Annotated in this window: 19 protein-coding genes; 8 read left to right on the top strand and 11 right to left on the bottom strand. The window is 69.0% G+C overall.

The window, feature by feature from the left end; genetic code table 11:
* Window positions 1-6: 6 nt before the first annotated feature.
* The 3 genes from FHR32_RS27370 to FHR32_RS27360 all read right to left on the bottom strand — a co-directional run bounded on the left by FHR32_RS27370 (window position 7) and on the right by FHR32_RS27360 (window position 2,154).
* The gene (locus FHR32_RS27370; RefSeq protein ID WP_184757401.1) at window positions 7-606 is read right to left on the bottom strand and encodes a sensor histidine kinase; all 600 of its coding nucleotides are present in this window, start codon (window positions 604-606) and stop codon (window positions 7-9) included.
* A gap of 83 nt (window positions 607-689) precedes the next feature.
* Window positions 690-1,736 (bottom strand): anthranilate phosphoribosyltransferase, encoded by a 1,047-nt coding sequence (trpD, locus tag FHR32_RS27365; RefSeq protein ID WP_184757400.1) that lies wholly within the window; start codon window positions 1,734-1,736, stop codon window positions 690-692.
* A 19-nt stretch (window positions 1,737-1,755) separates the two neighbouring features.
* On the bottom strand, window positions 1,756-2,154 hold the full coding sequence (locus tag FHR32_RS27360) for a DNA-binding transcriptional response regulator (RefSeq protein ID WP_184757852.1): 399 nt from the start codon (window positions 2,152-2,154) through the stop codon (window positions 1,756-1,758).
* A gap of 203 nt (window positions 2,155-2,357) precedes the next feature.
* Between FHR32_RS27360 and ctaE the strand changes: the two genes are divergently transcribed.
* Genes ctaE through qcrB form a run of 4 tightly spaced genes read left to right on the top strand, consistent with a single transcriptional unit; the run spans window position 2,358 to window position 6,535 of the window.
* Complete coding sequence (gene ctaE / locus FHR32_RS27355) at window positions 2,358-2,966, top strand: aa3-type cytochrome oxidase subunit III (RefSeq protein WP_184757399.1); 609 nt, start codon at window positions 2,358-2,360, stop codon at window positions 2,964-2,966.
* A gap of 16 nt (window positions 2,967-2,982) precedes the next feature.
* Window positions 2,983-3,795 (top strand): cytochrome bc1 complex diheme cytochrome c subunit, encoded by an 813-nt coding sequence (qcrC, locus tag FHR32_RS27350; RefSeq protein ID WP_184757398.1) that lies wholly within the window; start codon window positions 2,983-2,985, stop codon window positions 3,793-3,795.
* Window positions 3,792-4,901, top strand: a complete 1,110-nt coding sequence (qcrA, locus tag FHR32_RS27345) for a cytochrome bc1 complex Rieske iron-sulfur subunit (protein ID WP_184757397.1) — start codon at window positions 3,792-3,794, stop codon at window positions 4,899-4,901. The genes qcrC and qcrA overlap by 4 nt, the downstream gene beginning before the upstream one ends.
* A complete protein-coding gene (gene qcrB / locus FHR32_RS27340; protein WP_184757396.1) occupies window positions 4,898-6,535 on the top strand; it encodes a cytochrome bc1 complex cytochrome b subunit in 1,638 nt (545 codons plus the stop codon). The genes qcrA and qcrB overlap by 4 nt, the downstream gene beginning before the upstream one ends.
* A 182-nt stretch (window positions 6,536-6,717) precedes the next feature.
* Here qcrB and FHR32_RS27335 read toward each other — a convergent pair whose 3' ends face one another.
* The 4 genes from FHR32_RS27335 to ctaC form a co-directional block, all read right to left on the bottom strand.
* Window positions 6,718-7,926 (bottom strand): L,D-transpeptidase, encoded by a 1,209-nt coding sequence (locus FHR32_RS27335; RefSeq protein WP_184757395.1) that lies wholly within the window; start codon window positions 7,924-7,926, stop codon window positions 6,718-6,720.
* 157 nt (window positions 7,927-8,083) lie between these two features.
* The gene (locus FHR32_RS27330; protein ID WP_184757394.1) at window positions 8,084-8,479 is read right to left on the bottom strand and encodes a cytochrome c oxidase subunit 4; all 396 of its coding nucleotides are present in this window, start codon (window positions 8,477-8,479) and stop codon (window positions 8,084-8,086) included.
* On the bottom strand, window positions 8,476-10,137 hold the full coding sequence (gene ctaD, locus FHR32_RS27325; RefSeq protein WP_184757393.1) for an aa3-type cytochrome oxidase subunit I: 1,662 nt from the start codon (window positions 10,135-10,137) through the stop codon (window positions 8,476-8,478). The genes FHR32_RS27330 and ctaD overlap by 4 nt, the downstream gene beginning before the upstream one ends.
* Window positions 10,134-10,883 (bottom strand): aa3-type cytochrome oxidase subunit II, encoded by a 750-nt coding sequence (gene ctaC / locus FHR32_RS27320; protein ID WP_312882719.1) that lies wholly within the window; start codon window positions 10,881-10,883, stop codon window positions 10,134-10,136. Before ctaC ends, ctaD begins: the two co-directional genes overlap by 4 nt.
* 216 nt (window positions 10,884-11,099) lie before the next feature.
* On the opposite strand from ctaC, the gene FHR32_RS27315 reads away from it, so the two are divergent.
* From FHR32_RS27315 to FHR32_RS27305, 3 genes are read left to right on the top strand one after another with little or no spacing between them, the layout of a single operon-like run.
* A complete protein-coding gene (locus FHR32_RS27315) occupies window positions 11,100-12,236 on the top strand; it encodes a cysteine desulfurase family protein (RefSeq protein WP_184757391.1) in 1,137 nt (378 codons plus the stop codon).
* A gap of 25 nt (window positions 12,237-12,261) precedes the next feature.
* The gene (locus tag FHR32_RS27310) at window positions 12,262-12,531 is read left to right on the top strand and encodes a sulfurtransferase TusA family protein (RefSeq protein WP_184757390.1); all 270 of its coding nucleotides are present in this window, start codon (window positions 12,262-12,264) and stop codon (window positions 12,529-12,531) included.
* A 60-nt stretch (window positions 12,532-12,591) separates the two neighbouring features.
* Window positions 12,592-13,014 carry a CBS domain-containing protein gene (locus tag FHR32_RS27305; protein WP_184757389.1) on the top strand — a complete coding sequence of 141 codons (423 nt, stop codon included), beginning with the start codon at window positions 12,592-12,594 and terminating at the stop codon, window positions 13,012-13,014.
* 151 nt (window positions 13,015-13,165) lie between these two features.
* Here the strand turns inward: FHR32_RS27305 and FHR32_RS27300 are convergent, their stop codons facing one another.
* The gene (locus tag FHR32_RS27300; protein WP_184757388.1) at window positions 13,166-14,152 is read right to left on the bottom strand and encodes a carbohydrate kinase family protein; all 987 of its coding nucleotides are present in this window, start codon (window positions 14,150-14,152) and stop codon (window positions 13,166-13,168) included.
* Window positions 14,153-14,315: 163 nt separating this feature from the next.
* Window positions 14,316-14,669 carry an iron-sulfur cluster insertion protein ErpA gene (erpA, locus tag FHR32_RS27295; protein ID WP_184757387.1) on the bottom strand — a complete coding sequence of 118 codons (354 nt, stop codon included), beginning with the start codon at window positions 14,667-14,669 and terminating at the stop codon, window positions 14,316-14,318.
* 193 nt (window positions 14,670-14,862) lie between these two features.
* On the opposite strand from erpA, the gene nadA reads away from it, so the two are divergent.
* Complete coding sequence (gene nadA / locus FHR32_RS27290) at window positions 14,863-16,017, top strand: quinolinate synthase NadA (protein ID WP_312882718.1); 1,155 nt, start codon at window positions 14,863-14,865, stop codon at window positions 16,015-16,017.
* Window positions 16,018-16,063: 46 nt separating this feature from the next.
* Here the strand turns inward: nadA and FHR32_RS27285 are convergent, their stop codons facing one another.
* Both FHR32_RS27285 and lysX read right to left on the bottom strand, forming a co-directional pair.
* Window positions 16,064-16,810: an SIMPL domain-containing protein gene (locus tag FHR32_RS27285; RefSeq protein ID WP_184757385.1), complete on the bottom strand. Its 747-nt coding sequence runs from the start codon at window positions 16,808-16,810 to the stop codon at window positions 16,064-16,066.
* 231 nt (window positions 16,811-17,041) lie between these two features.
* Window positions 17,042-20,335, bottom strand: a complete 3,294-nt coding sequence (gene lysX, locus FHR32_RS27280) for a bifunctional lysylphosphatidylglycerol synthetase/lysine--tRNA ligase LysX (RefSeq protein WP_184757384.1) — start codon at window positions 20,333-20,335, stop codon at window positions 17,042-17,044.
* Window positions 20,336-20,354: the final 19 nt, after the last annotated feature.

The raw sequence follows: 20,354 nt of genomic DNA, 5'->3' as shown, positions 1-20,354 counted from the left end.
GAACGATCAGCTGAAAATCGCGCGCATGTTCGATTTAAACCGTGCGGCACCGTGCCGCGTTTCCTCCCCAGGGCCAAAGCCCGGGGTCTCCACGCTGGAGGTTTTCGATGACGGCCCCTCGCCCGCCGTGGGCAGCCGGGCCCGCACCTCGAACCCTCCTCCGGGGACGGCCACCGCGTCGAGCGTCCCACCGAAGAGCGCCGCCCGCTCGCGCATGCGCACCAGCCGATGATCGGGGGCCGCCGGCGCGCCTTCCTGGCCGTCGTCACGGACCACCACCTCCAGGAGGCCCGGCTCCCAGCGCAGGGCGACATGAGCCGACCGGGCCCGGCCTCGCCCGGAGGCGCCGCCGAGCGCCTCCTGGACGATCCGGTAGACCGACAGCTCAAGGGCGAGGCCGATCTCCGCGGGACTGTCGTCCTCGGCCATGTCCACCCGCAGGCCCGCCGTACGGGCCCGGGCGGGATCCTTCTCCATGACCATCCGGCCGGCGCCCACGCCGAGCGTCATCATGCTGATCCCGTGGGCGACCAGGCAGAGACCTGACGTCACGGGCAGCACCAGGATGAGCGGTATCGGCTCGGCCGGGAGGGCAACACGCCACATGGGCGCAATCTAGGGCGGAGCTCACCGGGGCCGCGTCCCCTCACAGGTGGATCTTCCATCCGCCCGTGAGGGGAGAGCCGGGGTCAGCGCGGCTTCAGCGACTGGCTGATCTCGACCCAGCGGTCGAGGGTGGCCGCGGCGGCGCCGGAGTCGACGGCCTGGACGGCCCGCGCGTAGCCGGCGGCCATCGCCGCGTCGAGGTCGTCGCCCGTGCGGTCGAGGGCGACCAGCGCGGCGGCGGCGTTGAGCAGCACCGCGTCGCGGACCGGGCCGGTCTTGCCCTGGAGCAGGTCGTGCACGGCCCGGGCGTTGAACGTGACGTCCCCGCCGCGCAGCGCGTCGGCCGCGGACCTGGGGATGTCCAGCACGGCCGGGTCGAAGACGGTCCGCGTGGCGGTGCCATCGCGCACCACCCAGACCGTGGAGGTGGTGGCGGTGGTGAGCTCGTCCAGCCCGTCGTCGCCGCGGAAGACCAGCGCCGACACCCCCCGTTCGGCGAAGACGCCCGCGACCACGGGGAGCATGCCCGGATCGAAGATGCCGATCGCCTGTGCCTGGGGCCGGGCCGGGTTCGTCAGCGGGCCCAGGAAGTTGAAGACCGTCGGGAGGCCGAGCTCCTTGCGCGTCGGCCCGGCGAAGCGCAGCGCCGGGTGGTAGAACGCCGCGAAGCAGAAGGCGATGCCCGCCTCGGCGGCGAGCGCGGCGGTGGCGGCGGGCGGGAGGTCGAGCACGACCCCCAGATGCTCCAGCACGTCGGCGGCGCCGCACAGGGAGGACGCGGAGCGGTTGCCGTGCTTGACCACCCGCGCGCCCGCGGCGGCCGCCACGATCGCGGCCATGGTCGAGACGTTGACGGTGTGCGCGCGGTCACCGCCGGTGCCGACGACGTCGACGATGGGCCCCTCCACCGACAGCGGGGTGGCCCGCTCCAGCATCGTGCGCGCCAGTCCGGTCACCTCCGCGACCGTCTCCCCCTTCGCCCGCAGCGCCACGGCGAAGCCGGCGATCTGCGCGGACGTGGCCGAGCCGGACATGATCTCGTTCATCGCCCAGGCGGTCTCATCGGCGGTCAGGTGCTCGCCGGCGATCAGGGCCGTCAGCAGCGCGGGCCAGGTGGTGCGCGCGTCCATGGGGGTCTCCAGGGTGTTTCTACCGGGCGGTCAGGCGGGTGGAGAGGCGGCGGCGCATCAGGTCGGCGACGGTGTCGGCCAGGACCACCGGGTCGATCGGCTGCGGCACGACGGCCTCGGCTCGGGACCATTCGGCCAGCCAGCGGTCGTCGCGGCGGGCGATCAGCAGGCAGATCGGCGGGCAGTCGTGGACCTCGTCCTTGGCCTGGCGGGCCACGCCCATGCCACCGGCGGGCTGGGTCTCGGCGTCGAGCACGGCGACGTCGATCTCGCCGGAGTCGAGGTGCTGGACGACCTTCGCGTGGGTGGCGCACTCCACGATCTCCACGAGGGGCACGTCGGCGGCGGGACGCCGGCCGATCGCCTGCCGCACCTTCTCGCGGGTGCTCGCGTCGTCGCTGTAGACGAGGACCCTCATCTTGTCGTCGGTGCTCACGGTCGCGCTCACTATCCCTTGTCGATGTATGGTCACCTGGGATGGTACCGGTCACCCGGCCCGAGGGCCCAGGCCGGAGGCATCGGCGAGAAAAAAGCCACATATATCCGGTTTGGATGTACCTTTGCGGCCGCTAGTGGGGGGTCGTGCGGCGACCCGAGCCGGAGAGCCGCAATAATGCTGGCGTGGCGACAGCATCCGCAATCTCAACGACGACGACAGCACATTCGTCCCGCAGGCCCGATCTGGTCAGCGTCGGGACGATCGTCTGGCTGTCCTCCGAGCTCATGTTCTTCGCGGCGCTGTTCGCGATGTACTTCACCATCCGGTCAGTGAGCCTCGGCCAGGGCCTGCCCTGGCCCGAGGCCGATTTGAACGTCAAGTTCTCGCTGGTCAACACAATCATCCTGGTCCTGTCGAGTGTGACCTGCCAGATGGGCGTGTGGGCGGCCGAGAAGGGCCAGGTCGCCAAGCTGCGCTTCTGGTACATCGTCAGCTTCCTGATGGGCGCCGTGTTCGTCGGCGGCCAGCTGTACGAGTACAGCCAGCTGGCCCATGAGGGGCACACCCTGTCGCACTCCGCGTACGACTCGGTGTTCTACCTGACCACGGGCTTCCACGGCCTTCACGTGACCGGTGGACTGATCGCGTTCCTGTTCATGCTGGGACGCACGTACGCCGCGAAGCGCTTCACCCGTGAGCAGGCGACCAGCGCGATCGTCGTGTCCTACTACTGGCACTTCGTGGACGTGGTCTGGATCGGCCTTTTCGTGACCATCTATGGCATTCATTAAGGAATCGGGGATCTCAGTGAACAGGATCACCGCTAGGCGGCGGCATCCCCTCGCGAGATACGCCGTCCTGCTCTTGGCCCTCGCGCTGGTCGGAGGGTTCTACACCCTCGTCGCCCCGCCGAGCGAGCGCGCTGACGCGGCCATCGCCTCCGGCAGGGCAGACGACGTCGCGCAGGGCAAGAAACTCTTCGAGACGAGCTGCGCCAGCTGCCACGGCCTCAACGCCGAGGGCACCGCGCAGGGCCCGTCGCTCATCGGCGTCGGCGCGGCGGCCGTGGACTTCCAGGTCAGCAGCGGCCGCATGCCCATGGCCAACCCCGGCTCCCAGGCCCCGCGCAAGCCTCCGGCGCCGTGGGTCAACGAAGAGACCGTCCGGCAGCTCGGGGCCTACATCCAGTCCCTCGGCGGCGGCCCGACCGTTCCCTCGCAGGAGCAGGTCGACCCCGCGAAGGGCAACAAGGCGAAGGGCGGCGAGCTGTTCCGTGCGAACTGCATCCAGTGCCACAACTTCGTCGGCTCGGGCGGCGCCCTGACCCAGGGCAAGTACGCTCCGCCGCTCCACGACTCCACCCCGACGCAGATCTACGAGGCCATGATCACCGGCCCGCAGGCGATGCCGGTGTTCAACGACAGCATCATCACTCCCGAGCAGAAGCGGGACATGATCTCCTACATCGTGGGCGTGCGTGAGGAGCCCAACCCCGGCGGCGCAGGTCTCGGCCGCATCGGCCCGGTAACCGAGGGCCTGGTGGCCTGGATCGCGGGCATCAGCCTGCTCGCCCTGGCCGCCATCTGGATCACCGCGAAGAAGCGACAGGCCCATCAATGACTGACAGCAATCACGACATCGAGCAGCCCGAGGGACGCGTGCCCAAGCGCGTCATCGGCACCCCCTCATCCGCGACGGGCACGCCCCTGCTGGGCGCGGCGGAGCAGCGCTCCGAGGACTACGACGTTCCCGGCGTGACCCTGCAGGACGAGGCGACGGCGAAGAAGGGCGAGAAGATCGCCGCCCTGTGCTTCACCGTCGCCCTCATCGCGGGCATCGGCTTCATCGTCGCCTACGTGGTGTTCCAGGTCGGCGACGTCGAGAAGACCAAGGTCTCCACCCTGGCCCTCGGTGGCGCGCTCACGGTGGCGCTGCTCACACTGGCCGCGGGCATCGTGGTCTGGGTCCGGATGATCATGCCGAAGTACAAGCTGGTCCAGGAGCGCCATGAGATGGCCTCCGACGGCTCGACCCGGGAATACGTCGCCGAGACCTTCACCCAGGGTGTGGCGGAGAGCGGCATCATCAAGCGGCCGCTGCTCCGCCGTACGCTGCTGCTGGCCGCGGCCCCGCTGGGCCTGGCCCCGCTGGTCCTGCTGCGCGACCTCGGCCCGGCCTACGCCAACTTCCCGAGCAAGCTCAGGCACACCGTCTGGGGCGAGAAGACCAAGGACGGCAAGCCCCGTAAGCTCGTCGTCGAAGGGACCGGCGCGCCGATCCGGGCGGCGGACTTCAACTCCCCCGGCGGCATCCTGTCGGTTGTGCCCGAAGGCTACGAGCACGACCTGAACGCACTGGCCAAGGCCACACTGATCCTGATCAAATTCCGCCCGGAAGAGATCAAGTCCGGAACGAACCTGAACTGGACGCACGACGGCATCGTGGCGTACTCCAAGATCTGCACGCACGTCGGCTGCCCCGCGGCCCTGTACGAGCAGAGCACGCACCACATCCTCTGCCCGTGCCACCAGTCCACCTTCGACGCCGCCGACGGCGCCAAGGTCATCTTCGGTCCGGCCGCCCGGCCTCTGCCGCAGCTGCCCATCGCCGTGGACAGCGAGGGCTACCTCGTCGCCACGGCGGACTTCGCCGTCCCACCCGGGCCCAGTTTCTGGGAACGCGGCGACGCTGAGGCCGAGGTCCGTGAGAACGGAGGCCACGCATGAGCACCGGAACCGTCCCGAAGCCCATAGCGGGCGCGAGCAGCTTCATCGACGACCGCATCGGCGCGGGAACCTTCCTCAAGCGCAACCTGCGCAAGGTCTTCCCCGACCACTGGTCGTTCCTGCTGGGCGAGATCGCGCTGTACTCGTTCATCGTCCTGCTGCTGACCGGCACCTTCCTGACCTTCTTCTTCAAGCCCAGCATGGGTCACGTCGCCTACGACGGCTCCTACGAGCCGCTCAAGGGCGTCATGATGTCGGAGGCCTACGCCTCGTCGCTGCACATCAGCTTCGACGTGCGCGGCGGTCTGCTGATGCGGCAGATGCACCACTGGGCCGCCCTGCTGTTCGTCGCCGGCATGATGGTGCACGCGCTCCGAGTGTTCTTCACCGGTGCGTACCGCAAGCCGCGCGAGCTCAACTGGCTGATCGGCGTCGGTCTGCTGACCCTGGCCCTGGCCGAGGGTCTGACCGGCTACTCCCTCCCCGACGACCTGCTCTCCGGCGCCGGTCTGCGGATCACCGAGGGTGTCGCGATCTCCCTGCCCCTGGTCGGCACCTGGATCACCTTCTTCCTCTTCGGCGGCGAATATCCCGGCGAGGACGTGGTCTCCCGGTTCTACTCGCTGCACATCCTGCTCATCCCGGGCATCCTGCTGGCGCTCATCACCGCCCACATGATCCTGATGTGGGTGCAGAAGCACACGCAGATGCCGGGCAAGGGCCGCACGAACAGCAACGTGGTGGGCGCCCCGTTCTACCCGGCCTTCATGGCCAAGGCCGGCGCGTACTTCATGTTCACCTTCGGCGTCATCGCGCTGCTGGGCACCTTCGCGCAGATCAACCCGATCTGGCTGTTCGGCCCCTACACCCCGGCCGACATCTCGGCGGGTTCGCAGCCCGACTTCTACATGGGATTCCTGGAGGGCGCGCTCCGCCTGATGCCCGCATGGGAGATCAACGTCCTGGGCTTCACGCTGCCGATGAGCGTGCTGATCCCGGCGCTGGTCCCGATGGGCATCATCATGACGGGCCTGGCCCTGTATCCGTTCATCGAGCAGTGGGTCACCGGAGACCGCAGCGAGCACCACATCGCCGAGCGCCCCCGCAACAACCCGCACCGCACCTCGATCGGCATCTCCGCGGTCACGTTCTACGGCATCCTGTGGCTGCTGGGCGCGAACGACGAGATCGCCTCGTTCTTCCACGTCTCGCTGAACTGGACGACCTACGTCGGCCGGGTGCTGATCTTCCTCGGCCCCGCGGTGGCCTACTTCGTCACCTACCGGTTCTGCCTGGGCCTGCAGCGCAGCGACGCCGCGGTGATCGGGCACGGCGTGGAGTCCGGTGTCATCAAGCGCCTGCCCTCCGGCGAGTACATCGAGGTCCACGTTCCGCCGAACGAGGACATCGCGGCTCACATGCGGGGCAAGGCGGCCGTCCCGATGATCGCCGGAACCGACGAGGACACCGACGGCATCCCCTCCAAGGGGATGCGCGGCCCGCTGGGCAGGCTCCGCGCCAAGCTGAGCAAGGCCTACGGCGGCGAGAAGATCCCGCTCGACGACGGCCACGGTCACGACGAGCACGCGGCCGTCGGCTCGGGCACGGAGAACGACAGGTCTCTCACCCACTGATCCGCTGATCGCCACGGACGGGGCCCGGACACCGCGAGGTGTCCGGGCCCCGTTGCTTCCCTGAGACGGCCCCTGACGTGCCCGCGGGTGCGATCCGGCCGGCAAGCGCCTGGCGCCCTTCATGGGGCGTACGGCCTCCTGGAGAGCCCGCTGGAGCCCTCCCGGGATTCTCCGGCCGACGGTCAGCGGGATTCCGTGGTGAAGTTCTTGACACTGCTCCACTGGAGCCACTGCTTCCAGTTCTCCTGCCAGTGCCCCCAGCCGTTCGTGGGCTCCAGCTTGCGGGGCGAGCCCGTGATGATGATCGGGTCGCCGATCAGGGTGTTGTCGATGAACCAGCTGGCGTTCTCGGGACTCACATTGACGCAGCCGTGGCTGACGTTGGCGTACCCCTGCGAGCCCGTCGACCAGGGGGCGCTGTGGATGTACTCCCCGCTGTTGGAGATCCTGACGGTGTTGTAGACGGTCATCTGGTAGTAGCCCGACTGTCCCGGCCCGATGCCGGGCGAGGTCATGATGGTGACCGGCTCGCGGGACATGGCCAGGTGGACGCCGCTGGTGGTGTAGTACTTCCAGTCGCCGCCCTGTCCCGCGCTCATGGGCATCTCGCGGATCTTCTTGCCGTCGCGTTTGACGATCAGGTAGTGGGACTGGGTGCTCCCCCGGGTGATCTGGGAGCGGCCGATCTTGAAGTTGATGTCCTGATTCCGCTTGCCGTACAGGCCGGCGCCGCCGCGCACGCCCGCCAGGCGGGCCTCGACCCGGACCTTGGTGTGGGCCGGCCAGAACTGCCTGGGGCGGAAGTGCACCGTCTTGTCGTCGAACCAGTGCCACGCCCCGAAGACCGGCTTGGAGCTGTGGACCAGCAGGTTCCGCTCCACGGAGACGCGGTCGGTGATGGGCTGGTCGAAAGTGATCATGATCGGCATGCCGACGCCAACGGTGAGGCCCGTCATGTCCTTGCTCGGCATGAAGCTGTCGATGGTGAAGGTCTTGTCGGCCTTGACGGTGGAGAAGGAGGTGGTGGTCTCGGTGATCTTTCCCGCCGGGTTCGCCACCGACGCGCTGACCTGGTAGGAGGTCCCAGGAGCCGCCGTGCCCCGGCTCCGCCACTGGGTGCCGTCGGCGCTCAGCACGCCCGGCAGCGAGCCCTTGGGGCCCCTCACGGTGACCTTTTTCAGGACCCCGCCCTCCGCCGCCACGAGAACGGTCGCGTCGGTGGGCACCCCGCCGGCCTTGTCGGCGGGCGCCACCGTGACGGTGGCGCCCTCGACGCCTTTGGAACTCGCCGTCACCGGCGCGCCGGCGCCACCGCCGGCCGCGCATGAGGTCACCAGCACCAGAGCCAGCAACCCGGCCCCCTGGCTTGAACCACGGATCGCCTGCCCCACGTGAACTCCCCCGTCCCGGACCGATCTACTGATTCTGTTACTACCCGGAGTAAGCGGTTCACCACGGAGGACATCCGACCTAACCTGTCAACAAACGCCAAAAAGCGGACCACAGAAATTTTCCGTGGTCCGCTTTCTGGTGGAAAGTCGGCAGAGATCAGTGGGAGAAATGCCCCCGGTAGTACTCGAAGACGAACCCGATCATGCTCATGATGACCGCGAAGACACCGATGATGAAGAGCCACCAGCCGATGACCAGGCCGACCGCGGTGAGCGAGACGGCCAGGCAGACGAACAGCGGCCACCAGCTGTGCGGGCTGAAGAAGCCGAGCTCTCCGGCCCCTTCGCTGATCTCACCCTGCTTGTTGTCCTCGGGCTGCGCGCCGATACGGCGGGCGGTGTACATGAGGTAATAGCCGATCATGAAGGCGAAGCCCACCGAGATGGCCATCGCCGTCGTGCCGACCGGTTCCCTGGACCAGAACCAGTAGACAACGGCCACCGCCGCGAAGAAGGCTCCGCAGAGGATGAACAACCAACCCTGAACCCTCATCGGACCTCCTCCAGCTCACGAGGGGACGTGGCGTACGGGTGCTTGAGATCGAACGCCGGTCGCTCGGACCGGATGCGCGGCAGCGAGGTGAAGTTGTGCCGCGGCGGCGGGCAGGAGGTCGCCCACTCCAGGGAGTTGCCGAAGCCCCACGGGTCGTCCACGGTCACCTTCGGCGCGGTCTTGTGGGTCTTCCACACGTTGTAGAGGAACGGCAGCGTGGAGGCACCGAGCAGGAAGGCGCCGACCGAGGAGACCATGTTCAGGTCGGTGAAGCCGTCGATCGGGCTGTAGTCGGCGTAGCGGCGCGGGAAGCCCTGGGCGCCGAGCCAGTGCTGGACCAGGAAGGTGGTGTGGAAGCCGATGAACAGCGTCCAGAAGTGCACCTTGCCCAGGGTGTCGTTGAGCATCTTGCCGGTGAACTTGGGCCACCAGAAGTAGAAGCCCGCGAACATCGCGAACACCACGGTGCCGAAGACGACGTAGTGGAAGTGGGCCACGACGAAGTAGGAGTCCGACACCTGGAAGTCCAGCGGCGGCGAGGCCAGGATGACGCCGGTCAGGCCACCGAAGAGGAAGGTGACCAGGAAGCCGATCGAGAACAGCATCGGCGACTCGAAGGACAGGTGCCCCCGCCACATCGTGCCGATCCAGTTGAAGAACTTCACCCCGGTCGGGACCGCGATGAGGAAGGTCATGAACGAGAAGAACGGCAGCAGCACCTGGCCGGTCGGGAACATGTGGTGCGCCCAGACGGTGATCGACAGGCCCGCGATGGCGATGGTCGCGCCGACGAGGCCGATGTAGCCGAACAGCGGCTTGCGGCTGAAGACCGGCAGGATCTCGGTCACGATGCCGAAGAACGGCAGCGCGATGATGTAGACCTCGGGATGGCCGAAGAACCAGAACAGGTGCTGCCAGAGCAGCGCGCCGCCGGTGGCCGGGTCGAAGATGTGGGTGCCGAGCTTGCGGTCGGCCTCCAGGGCGAGCAGCGCGGCGGCGAGCACCGGGAAGGCCATCAGCACCAGGATCGAGGTGAGCAGCACGTTCCAGGTGAACAACGGCATCCGGAACATGGTCATGCCGGGTGCGCGCATGCAGACGATCGTGGTGATGAAGTTCACCGAACCGAGGATCGTGCCCAGACCGCTGATGGTCAGGCCGACGATCCACAGGTCACCGCCGACGCCGGGCGAGCTGATCGCGTTCGACAGCGGGGTGTAGGCGAACCAGCCGAAGCTGGCCGCGCCGCCCGGGGTGATGAAACCCGACAGGGCGATGGTGCTGCCGAAGGTGAAGAGCCAGTAGCTGACCATGTTCAGCCGGGGGAACGCCACGTCGGGCGCGCCGATCTGCAGCGGCATGAGCTCGTTGGCGAAGCCGGCGAACAGCGGCGTCGCGAACATGAGCAGCATGACCGTGCCGTGCATGGTGAACAGCTGGTTGAACTGCTCGTTGCTGGTGAGCTGCAGGCCCGGCTGGGCCAGCTCGGCTCGCATGATCAGCGCCATGACGCCGCCGATCAGGAAGAAGACGAACGAGGTGATCAGGTAGAGATGTCCGATGATCTTGTGGTCGGTGGACGAGGTCCACTTCGCGATGATCGAACCCTTGGAGGACGGCACCGGCGCGATGGCGACGGGCTCGTTAAGTGCGGTCACTGGGCACCCGCCTGGCTAGCGATGTACTGATCGAACTCGGCCTGCGGCACGAGCTTCACGTTGAAGAGCATCCGGCTGTGGTCCACGCCGCAGAGCTCGGCGCACCGGCCGGCGTAGACGGCGGGTTTGTCCAGCGTGTCGACCTCGAACTTGTTCTCGACACCCGGGATCACGTCGCGCTTGAAATGGAAGGCCGGGACCCAGAAGGAGTGGATGACGTCCGGGGAGACGAGGTCGAACTCGACCTTCTGATTCACCGGGAGCACCAGCTGCGGACCCTTGGTGTAGTCGCCGGCGGGCCTGCCGATGACTTCGACCTGCTTGCCGTTGTAGTCCGTCGTGAAGCGCCAGCTCCACTGGAACCCCTCGACCTTGACCTTCACGGGAGCCTGGCCGGACACCGCGTTGACGTAGTTCTGGTCACGCGCGGTGAAGAAGAAGAACACGCCGACCATGATGATCGGCACCACCGTGTAGAGGATCTCGATGGGGAGGTTGTAGCGCACCTGAGGCGGCAGCTCATCCTTCGAGTGCTTCTTCTTGCGGTGGAAGGCAACGGACCACAGGATCAGGCCCCACACGACCACACCGGTGGCGAGAGCGGCGATCCAGGATCCGTTCCAGAGATTCTGGACGGTCTCGGCCTGCTTGGTGATGCCGCCGGGCAAGCCACCCCGGGACCAGTCTTCGGCACTACACGCCGTCGCGGACACCAGCAGCAGCGCCAGAGCGGCAGCGCGTGGCACCCGGCGGCGGGCCAACGGACGCCGTGCAGAACGGCGGGTCGGACTCACGGATCGCCTACCCCACAGATGAAGCCCAGGAGTCGCTCCTGAGCGGTCGTTTATTCGTGCTTACAACATGTAGTTCACAGCTTTACGCTGGGGGACACACTAGCGCGGACTGCCCTCGCCCCCCCGCGCAGCCCCCGCCTGCGTCGCACTTGGTGCGACGATTGAGGAGTGGCGTACTTCGACGCGGCCTCCACCGAGCCGCTGCACCCTCAGGCACGCGAGGCTCTGATCGCGGCGCTCGACGTCGGCTGGGCCGACCCGGCAAGACTGTACGGCCCCGCCCGCCGGGCAAGGATGTTACTGGAACAGGCGCGGACCGAGGTCGCCGAAGTTCTCGGCGTCCGGCCCGACGAGGTCTCCTTCACCGCCTCGGGGACTCAGGCCGTGCATCTGGGCGTGCTGGGCGCCCTGCACGGACGGCGCCGCGCCGGGCGCCGCCTGGTGGCGTCGGCGGTGGAGCACTCCAGCGTGTTGCACGCCGCCGGGGTCCACGAGCGCACCGGCGGTTCGGTCGAGACGGTCGGCGTCGGCCGTACCGGCGTGGTGGACCTGGCGGCCTTCGGGGAGGCGGTCCTCACCCAGGGCACGGCCCTGGCGTGCCTGCAGAGCGCCAACCACGAGGTCGGAACCGTCCAGCCGGTCACCGAGGCCGCGGCCCTGTGCGCCGAGGCGGGTGTGCCGCTGCTGGTGGACGCGGCGCAGACCGTGGGCCGGATGCCGCTGCCGGGCGGGTGGTCGGTCCTGACGGCGAGCGCGCACAAGTGGGGCGGGCCCGCGGGAGTCGGCGTGCTGGTGGTCCGCAAGGGCACCCGCTGGCGCAGCCCGCTCCCCGAGGACGACCGGGAGCAGCGCCGGGTACCCGGCTTCGAGAACGTCCCGGCGATCGTCGCGGCCGCCACCGCGTTGCGCGCCATGACGGCCGAGTCGGCGCGGGAGTCGGCGCGGCTGTCGGAGCTCGTGGACCGGATCAGGGCGGAGGTGCCCCGGCTCGTCCCGGACGTCGAGGTCATCGGCGACCCCGTCGCGCGAGCCCCGCACATTGTCACCTTTTCGTGTCTTTACGTAGAGGGGGAGGCTCTGCTGACGGAGCTGGACAAGGCGGGATTCGCCATATCCTCCGGCAGTTCGTGTACGGCGAGCACGCTCCGCCCGTCGCACGTTCTGGAGGCCATGGGCGTCCTCACCCACGGGAACGTCCGGGTGTCGCTGCCCCAGGGCACGTCCTCGGCGGATGTCGACCGCTTCCTCACCGTTCTTCCTGACATGGTGAAGAAGATCCGCGAAGATGCGGGAGTAAGGTTGTGACCGGCATCCGGGGAGAGAAGGCTTCATGACGTCAAGGCAGGCCTCCACCGAGGGATCCACCCAGCCTCCGGCGCTGACCATCGACGCGCTGGGCAAGAAGTGCCCGATCCCCATCATCATGCTCGCCGAGCAGATCAACCAGGTGCCGCGCAACGCGATCGTCTCGGTCCTGGCCGACGACCCCGCGGCCTTCACCGACATCCCGGCGTGGTGCCGCCTGAAGTCCCATCACCACGTGGCCAGCCACGAGCTCCCCGGGGGCGGCTGGGCCATCCACGTCCGGCGCAACTACTGATTTAGCGGAAAACAGGGTAGGAACCTCCCGAAAAGTCCACATACGTTTCGGGGGGAACATATGAGCGGGGAAACTGCCAAGGACCTGATGGGTTCGGGCGCCCGGTGCATAGAGGCACACGAGACGCTCGACCGGGCCGCGCAGCTGATGCGGGAGCTGCGGGTGGGGGCGCTGCCCATCTGCGGGAGTGACGATCGCCTCAAGGGCATCATCACCGACCGCGACATCGTGGTGAAGTGCGTGGCCGACGGCAAGGACCCGTCGAAGGTCACCGCCGGGGAGATGGCCACCGGCCTGGTCTGGGTGCCCTCAAACGCCACCGTCTCCGAGGTCCTGACCAAGATGGAGGAGAACCAGATCAGGCGCCTCCCGGTGATCGAGAACAACCGCATCATCGGAATGATCAGCGAGGCGGATCTGGCCAAGCACCTCCCGGACGACCAGCTCGCCGACTTCGTCCACCACATCTACGCGGGCGCCTGACCCTCCGGCCGCGGCGCGGGCTCTCCGCCTCGATCCCGGCGGCCCGAGGTCCCGGCGTCGCGGCGGGCGGCGGTGTCCGGCGAGGAGCGTGGAGTACGGCGAGCACGGTGGGGGGCGAGTGGCCCCCCACCGTGCTCGCCGTAGCGAGAGATCAGGCGTGGTGGCACTTCACGGAGGGCGCCACCTCGTCGGCGGCCTCGGCGCCGTAGGCGGCGGCGAAGCGCTCCAGGAAGGCCTTCTGGCCAAGCTGGTACTCCTGGCCGCCGACATGCTCCAGGACATGGGTGGCGGTGAGGTTGCCGACCTGGGCGCAGCGCTCCAGGGGCAGGCCCCAGGCGAGGGCGGACAGGAAACCGGCGCGGAAGGCGTCGCCCACACCGGTGGGGTCGGCCTTGCCGAGCTCGGGGGCCGCGGGAACGTGCAGGGACGGCTCGCCCTTGCGGTCGATCACGACACCCTTGGGGCCGAGCGTGGTGACCCGGGCATCGACCCGGCTGAGGACCTCCTCGTCGGACCAGCCGGTCTTCTGCTCGATGAGGCCCTTTTCGTAGTCGTTGCTGAAAAGGTAGGCGGCGCCGTCGATCAGCAGCCGGATGTCCTCACCGGGCATGCGGGCGAGCTGCTGCGACGGATCGGCCGCGAACGGGATGCCCCGCCCGCGGGCCTCCTCGGTGTGCCGGAGCATCGCGTCGGGGTCGTTGGGGCTGACCAGCACCAGGTCCAGGCCGTCGAGACGCTGGGCGATCGGGCCGAGCTCGATCAGCCGAGCCTCGGCCATCGCACCGGTGTAGAAGGACGCGATCTGGTTGTGATCCTCGTCGGTGGTGCACAGGAACCGGGCGGTGTGATGGAGCTCGGAGATGTGAACCGACTCGCAGTCGACCCCGTGCCGCTCCAGCCAGGAGCGGTAGTCGGCGAAGTCCGTGCCGACGGCGCCGACCAGGATGGGGGTCAGTCCCAGGCAGCCCATGCCGAAGGCGATGTTGGCCGCGCAGCCGCCGCGGCGGATCTGCAGGTCGTCGATGAGGAACGACAGGGACACCCGGTCGAGCTGTTCGGCGATGAGCTGGTCCCGGAAACTCCCGGGAAAGGTCATCAGGTGGTCGGTCGCGATAGAGCCGGTGACGGCGATGCGCACGGGATCTTTCTCCTCGTTGTCAGCATCTGAGAAAAGAGCGGGCAGTGAAACCCAGCAAGAATACGCGACCTTGCAGACACACGACGGCCCCGCAGGGTGACAGATCTCACCCTGCGGGGCCGTCGCTCCACACCTTTTCGCCTGGCGGGCGGCGTTTGGGCGACTAGTTGAACGAGTCGCCGCAGGCGCACGAACCCGTGGCGTTCGGGTTGTCGATCGTGAAGCCCTGCTTCTCGATCGTGTCGACGAAGTCGACCGTGGCGCCCACGAGATAGGGTGCGCTCATCCGGTCGGTGACCACGCTGACACCGTTGAAGTCCGTGACGACGTCGCCGTCCATGGAACGATCGTCGAAGAAGAGCTGGTAGCGCAGGCCGGAACAGCCTCCGGGCTGCACGGCCACGCGAAGCTGGAGGCCTTCTTCGCCCTGCTGCTCCAGCAGGCTCTTGACCTTGGCGGAGGCCGCGTCACTAAGGATCAGACCCTGCGCCGTGGTCTCGCTGCTCTCAACCGACATGTGGTGACTCCCGCGTCTGCGTCAACCGCCCGATCGGAACGGCTGTCTGTTTCCGACGTCCTTCTTAGACGCTACCAACACCCACTGGCAGCTACACATTCCTGTGGTCCGGAACTACCCCCCTGCCCCTGGAATAAAGCCTCCAGTGCCGTGTGTCATCATAGTGTCAGTTAGACGATAAGGGGGTGTGGTCGTGACGACCACCGAGACCGGACTTCCGCTCTTCATCCTCGGCAGGGGCACCGACTCGCACAGCGAGCGCGGCGTCGACTGTCCCGGCGAATTGCCGTCCGCTTCAGATCCGGCGCTCGTGGAGCGCGCCAGGCGGGCCAAGGCGGCGCTCGGCGACCGGGTCTTCGTGCTGGGGCACCACTACCAGCGCGACGAGGTCATCCAGTTCGCCGACGTGACCGGAGACTCCTTCAAACTCGCCCGGGAGGCGGCGGCCCGGCCGGATGCCGAGTACATCGTCTTCTGCGGCGTGCACTTCATGGCCGAGTCGGCCGACATCCTCACCGGCGACACGCAGAAGGTCGTCCTGCCCGACCTCGCGGCGGGATGCTCGATGGCCGACATGGCGACCTTCGACCAGGTCGAGGAGTGCTGGGAGGCGCTGGAGGACGCCGGGATCGCCGATGCCACGGTCCCGGTCACCTACATGAACTCCAGCGCCGACATCAAGGCGTTCTGCGGGCGCAACGGCGGCGCGGTGTGCACCTCCTCCAACGCCAGGCGGGCCCTCGACTGGGCGTTCTCCCGCGGCGAGAAGGTGCTCTTCCTGCCCGACCAGCACCTGGGGCGCAACACCGCGGTGCTGGAGATGGGCCTGTCGCTGGACGACTGCGTCGTGTACAACCCGCATCGGCCGAACGGCGGGCTGACCACGGAGCAGCTCGAGAACGCCAAGGTGATCCTCTGGAAGGGACACTGCTCGGTGCACGGCCGCTTCAGCCCCGAGTGCGTGGACGACGTCCGCGAGCGGATCCCCGGCGTCAACGTGCTGGTACACCCCGAATGCAGGCACGAGGTGGTCACCAAGGCCGACCACGTCGGCTCGACCGAATACATCATCAAGAAGCTCGAAGAGGCCCCGGCGGGATCCTCCTGGGCGGTGGGGACCGAGCTGAACCTGGTCAAGCGGCTCGGGCAGATGTTCCCGGACAAGAACGTGACGTTCCTGGACCGGACCGTCTGCTACTGCTCGACGATGAACCGGATCGACCTGCCGCACCTGGTCTGGGCGCTGGAGTCGCTCGCGGCCGGTCAGGTCGTCAACCAGATCACCGTGGACGAGGACACCACCCGCTGGGCCAAGGTCGCCCTCGACCGGATGCTGGCTCTTCCCTGAGGTTCCCGGGGCGTGGGACGGCGGCTCCGTCCCACGCCCAAGGGGGCTAGAGCAGTCCGTAGACCACCCGGACATCGACCGAGACGGTCTGCTGGCCGGGGCTGATGGACGCCTTGTCGGCCAGCGCGGCACCGGCGAACCTGATCGGCGGGGGCGACGCGTCCTCCTCGCTGATCGTCAGGACGGGGCCGAGCTCGCGGCCGGCCAGCCTGGCGTACTGGGCGGCGCGGGCGCCCGCGTCCCGGAACGCCGCGTCGCGCGCGGCCCGCAGCAGCCTGCGGTTGTTGGACACCTCGAAGGAGATGCCGTTCAGGCGGGCCTCCTCTCCGACGGCGGCCACCGCGTCGATCACCTTGTCCGCGGAGCCGATGTCGCGTACCACGGCCTCGACGCCCTGCGCCGCCCGGTAACCGGAGATGGTGGGGTAGGTGCTGTACTCGGGGCCGAGGGACAGCTCGTTGGTCCGCAGGTCCCTGGCCTGGATCCCGGCCGCCAGCAGCGCCTCGGTCAGCTTCGCGGCGGCCTTGCGCGCGTCGGCGAAGGCGGCGCCCGCGGTGGCGCGGCGCGCCTCGGCGCCGGCGTTCAGGCGCATGACGTCGGGGACGGCGGACCGTTCCCCCTCCCCCATGACTGTGATCTTCGACTGGCTGTCGTCCATCGTCACCTTCGCGGGGCCGGGGCGGGGACCGGGGCCGGGGCGAGGGGCGGGGTCGGCGAACGCGGTACCGCCGAACATGCCCATGGTGAGGAGCGCGGCCGTGGCCGCGGCCACGGCATGAGTCATCTTGATCATAGGATCATGGCAGCACGGGGCGGGGACGGCGGCGGGGAGCCGCCGGTGTGCCCTGTCATACCTTGAACGTCAGATCACCGTGCGTTCTCGCCACCAGCCGAGCAGCCGCAGCAGCGCCTCTCCCGTGCTGGGCCGCAGGCCGGCGTCCTTGGACAGGCACCGCCCGATCAGGTCGCGCAGCGCCGGATCGTCGATCGTCCTCTGTGCGGGCTGATGGTCACAGCTGGTGTGTCAACCGCGAGGCCGGACCAACGGGAAGGTCAGCGTCTGCCTGATCGACTTCCCGGTCAGCAGCATGATGAGCCGGTCGACGCCGATGCCGAGCCCCCCGGTGGGCGGCATGGCGTACTCCAGCGCCTGCAGGAAGCCCTCATCCAGCTCCATCGCGTCCGGATCTCCGGCGGCGGCCCGAAGCGACTGCTCGGCCAGCCGGCGGCGCTGCTCGACGGGGTCGGTCAGCTCGGAGCAGGCGGTGCCGATCTCGACGCCGAAGGCGACCAGATCCCACTGCTCGGCCAGCCTCGGATCACGGCGGTGCGGCCGGGCGAGGGGTGCGGTCTCGGCCGGGAAGTCGGTGTAGAAGGCCGGCTCGACGGTCCGCTCCTCCACGAGCCGCTCGTACAGCTCCACGAGCATCGCGCCCCGCTCCCATCGCGGGTCGTACGGCATCGCCAGCCGGTCGGCCAGCTTGCGGAGCTCCTGGACGGAGGTGTCCGCGTTCACCTGCTCCCCCGTGACCTCCGAGACGGCCTCGTTCACGGCGACGACCGGCCAGGCCCCGGAGATGTCGATCTCCTGCCCGTGCCTGCGGAGCACCGGCGCGCCGAACGCCGCGGTGGCCGCCTCCTGGACGAGCTCGCGGGCGAGGTCCAGCATCGTCCGGTAGTCGGCGTAGGCCTGGTAGGCCTCCAGCATCGTGAACTCGGGGTTGTGCTTGTAGGAGACCCCCTCGTTGCGGAAGGCCGGGCCGAGCTCGAAGACCCGCTCCACACCGCCCACGCACAGGCGCTTCAGGTACAGCTCCGGCGCGATCCGCAGGGAGAGGCCCAGGTCGTAGGCGTTCATGTGGGTGGTGAACGGCCGCGCGCCGGCGCCGCCGTGGACGGACTGCAGGATCGGCGTCACGGTCTCCAGGAAACCCCGGCGGACCAGCGCGTCACGCAGGCCGTGCAGGACGGCGCCCTGGATCCGCAGTGTCTCGCGGGCCTCGGCGTCGGTCACCAGGTCGAGGTAGCGTCGCCGTACCCGCGCCTGGGGACCGGCCGTGCCATGGTGCCCGCCGGGTAGCGGGCGCAGGCATTTGGCGGTCAGCGCCCACTCCTCGGCGAGCACGGAGAGCTCCCCGGTCCGGCTGGTGACGACCTCGCCGGTGCAGCCGACCTGGTCGCCCAGGTCGACGGTGCGGCGCCAGCGTTCCAGGTCAGCGCTCTGAGTGATCATGAGCTGCAGGGCGCCGCTCCAGTCGGCGAGGGTGGCGAACAGCAGCTTTCCGTGGTCGCGAACCAGCATCACCCTTCCGGCCACCGCGACCCGCTCTCCGGTCCGGACGTCGGCGGGGACACCGGGGTGGGCCCGCCGTACCTCGGCGGCGGTATGGGTGCGCGGATGACCCACCGGGTACGGATCACTCCCCTCTGCCCGGATCCGCTCCAGCTTGGCGAGGCGGACCCTCATCTGCTCCGATACGGCGGGGCCCCGCCGGCTCTCACCCGTCTTCGGCGTGCGGGCCGCCGGGATCCCGGGGGGAGCCCCCACCACCGGCCGGGCCGGTCTCTCCCCGCGTCGCAGCAACGTGGGCAGGCTCGGCCCGTGTCCCAGGAAGCCTTCGGCGATCACCGAGGCGAGACCGACCTTGACCAGGTCGCGGCCGTCCTCGTAGGCGAGGTAGCGCGGCACCCACGCGGGGCGGTACTTCACGTTCGACCGGTACAGCGACTCCAGCTGCCACCACCGGGAGAAGAACAGCAGCATCCCCCGCCAGGCCCGCAGCACCGGCCCGGCGCCGATCCTGGCACCCTCCTCGAAGGCGGCGCGGAAGACCGCGAAGTTCAGCGAGATGTGCTCCACCCCCAGCGCCGGGGCCTGCTCGACGAGACCGGAGACCATGAACTCCGTCAGGCCGTTGTCGGCCTCGCGGTCGCGGCGCATCAGGTCCAGGGACAGGCCGCGCTCCCCCCAGGGCACGAAGGACAGCAGTGCGGCGTGGCCGCCGTCAGGGGCGAGGGCCTCGACCAGCACGCACCTGCCGTCCGCCGGGTCCCCCAGCCTGCCCAGCGCCATCGAGAAGCCGCGTTCGGCCTCGGTGTCCCGCCATACCTCGGCCCGGTCGATGATCTCGCGCATCTCCCGCGGGGTCAGCTCCTCGTGCCGCCGGACGCGCACCGTGTATCCGGCCCGCTCGACCCGGTTGACCGCCTGCCGCACGCCGCGCATCTCCCGGCCGCGCAGGGTGAAGGCGGCCACCTCGATCACCGCCTCGTCGCCGAGCTGGAGCACCCGCAGCCCGGCCCGGTTGTAGGCCCTGGCGCCCTCCTCGCTCGCCCCGATGGCCGCCGCCGTCCAGCCGTACTCCCCTGCCTGGTCCATCCACATGCGGATGGCCGGCTCCCACGCCTCCACGTCGCCGATCGGGTCTCCCCCGGCCAGGCTGACGCCCGCGACCACCCGGTAGGAGACCGCCGCCTTGCCGCTCGCCGAGAAGATGGCGGTCCGGTCCCTCCGGGTGGCGAAGTATCCCAGCGAGTCGCGCTCTCCCGTGGCGGCCAGCAGCTCGCGCAACCAGGCCTCCTCCGACGGGGGCAGCTCGGCGCTGGCCCGCTGGGAGTGGAACAGCACCAGGAACGCCGACAGGATCGCGGCGGCCGTCAGCAGGCCCACGACGAGACCGACCCAGGTGGGCGGGTGCCCGACACGGTCGAGGTCGAGGGTGACCGCGCCGCCCAGCGCCTTCTCCAGCGCCCAGGCGGTCCTGCCCGGCGGCGTCAGCGTGCCGGGGAAGAGGCTGACCAGCAGGTAGGCGACGCCGAAGGAGGCCGCGAGCAGGACGACGAGGGTCAGCAGCGCCTTACGGAAGGCGCCGCGCTGGACCTTGGCGTAGAACTCGCGGCGGGCCAGCACCAGTACGGCCAGCAGGCCGGTGACGAAGGCCAGGTTGATCGTGCCCGCGACCAGGAACCAGGTGGATCCGATCCGCCGGATGACGTTGTCCCCCAGAGGGGAGAACGGCGGCAGGAGGATCACGTCGAGCAGCGCGGTCAGCGACAGCAGCACCACCAGCAGCCAGTACGCCGCGCGCTTGTGGCGGGCGACGGCCCCGGCCAGGATCGCCAGGAACACGGCGTAGCCGAGGTTCGCCTCGACAGAGAAGATGCTGGTGCTGACCGCGTCGGTGACCGGCCGCAGCAGCCTCCGCACCGGCCCGACCAGGGTGATGACGGTCGAGTAGGCCGACAGCACCGCGAAGAACACACCCAGCGCCCGGGGCACCACCGCCGTCCAGCGCCGGTTCTTCAGCCGAGATGCCATCACCACACCCCCGAGATGA

Origin of the sequence: Streptosporangium album, assembly GCF_014203795.1 — a bacterium.
Classification (GTDB): Bacteria; Actinomycetota; Actinomycetes; order Streptosporangiales; family Streptosporangiaceae; genus Streptosporangium; species Streptosporangium album.
Note: the sequence above shows the minus strand (reverse complement) of the source record. Positions and strands in the feature narration are given on the sequence as shown.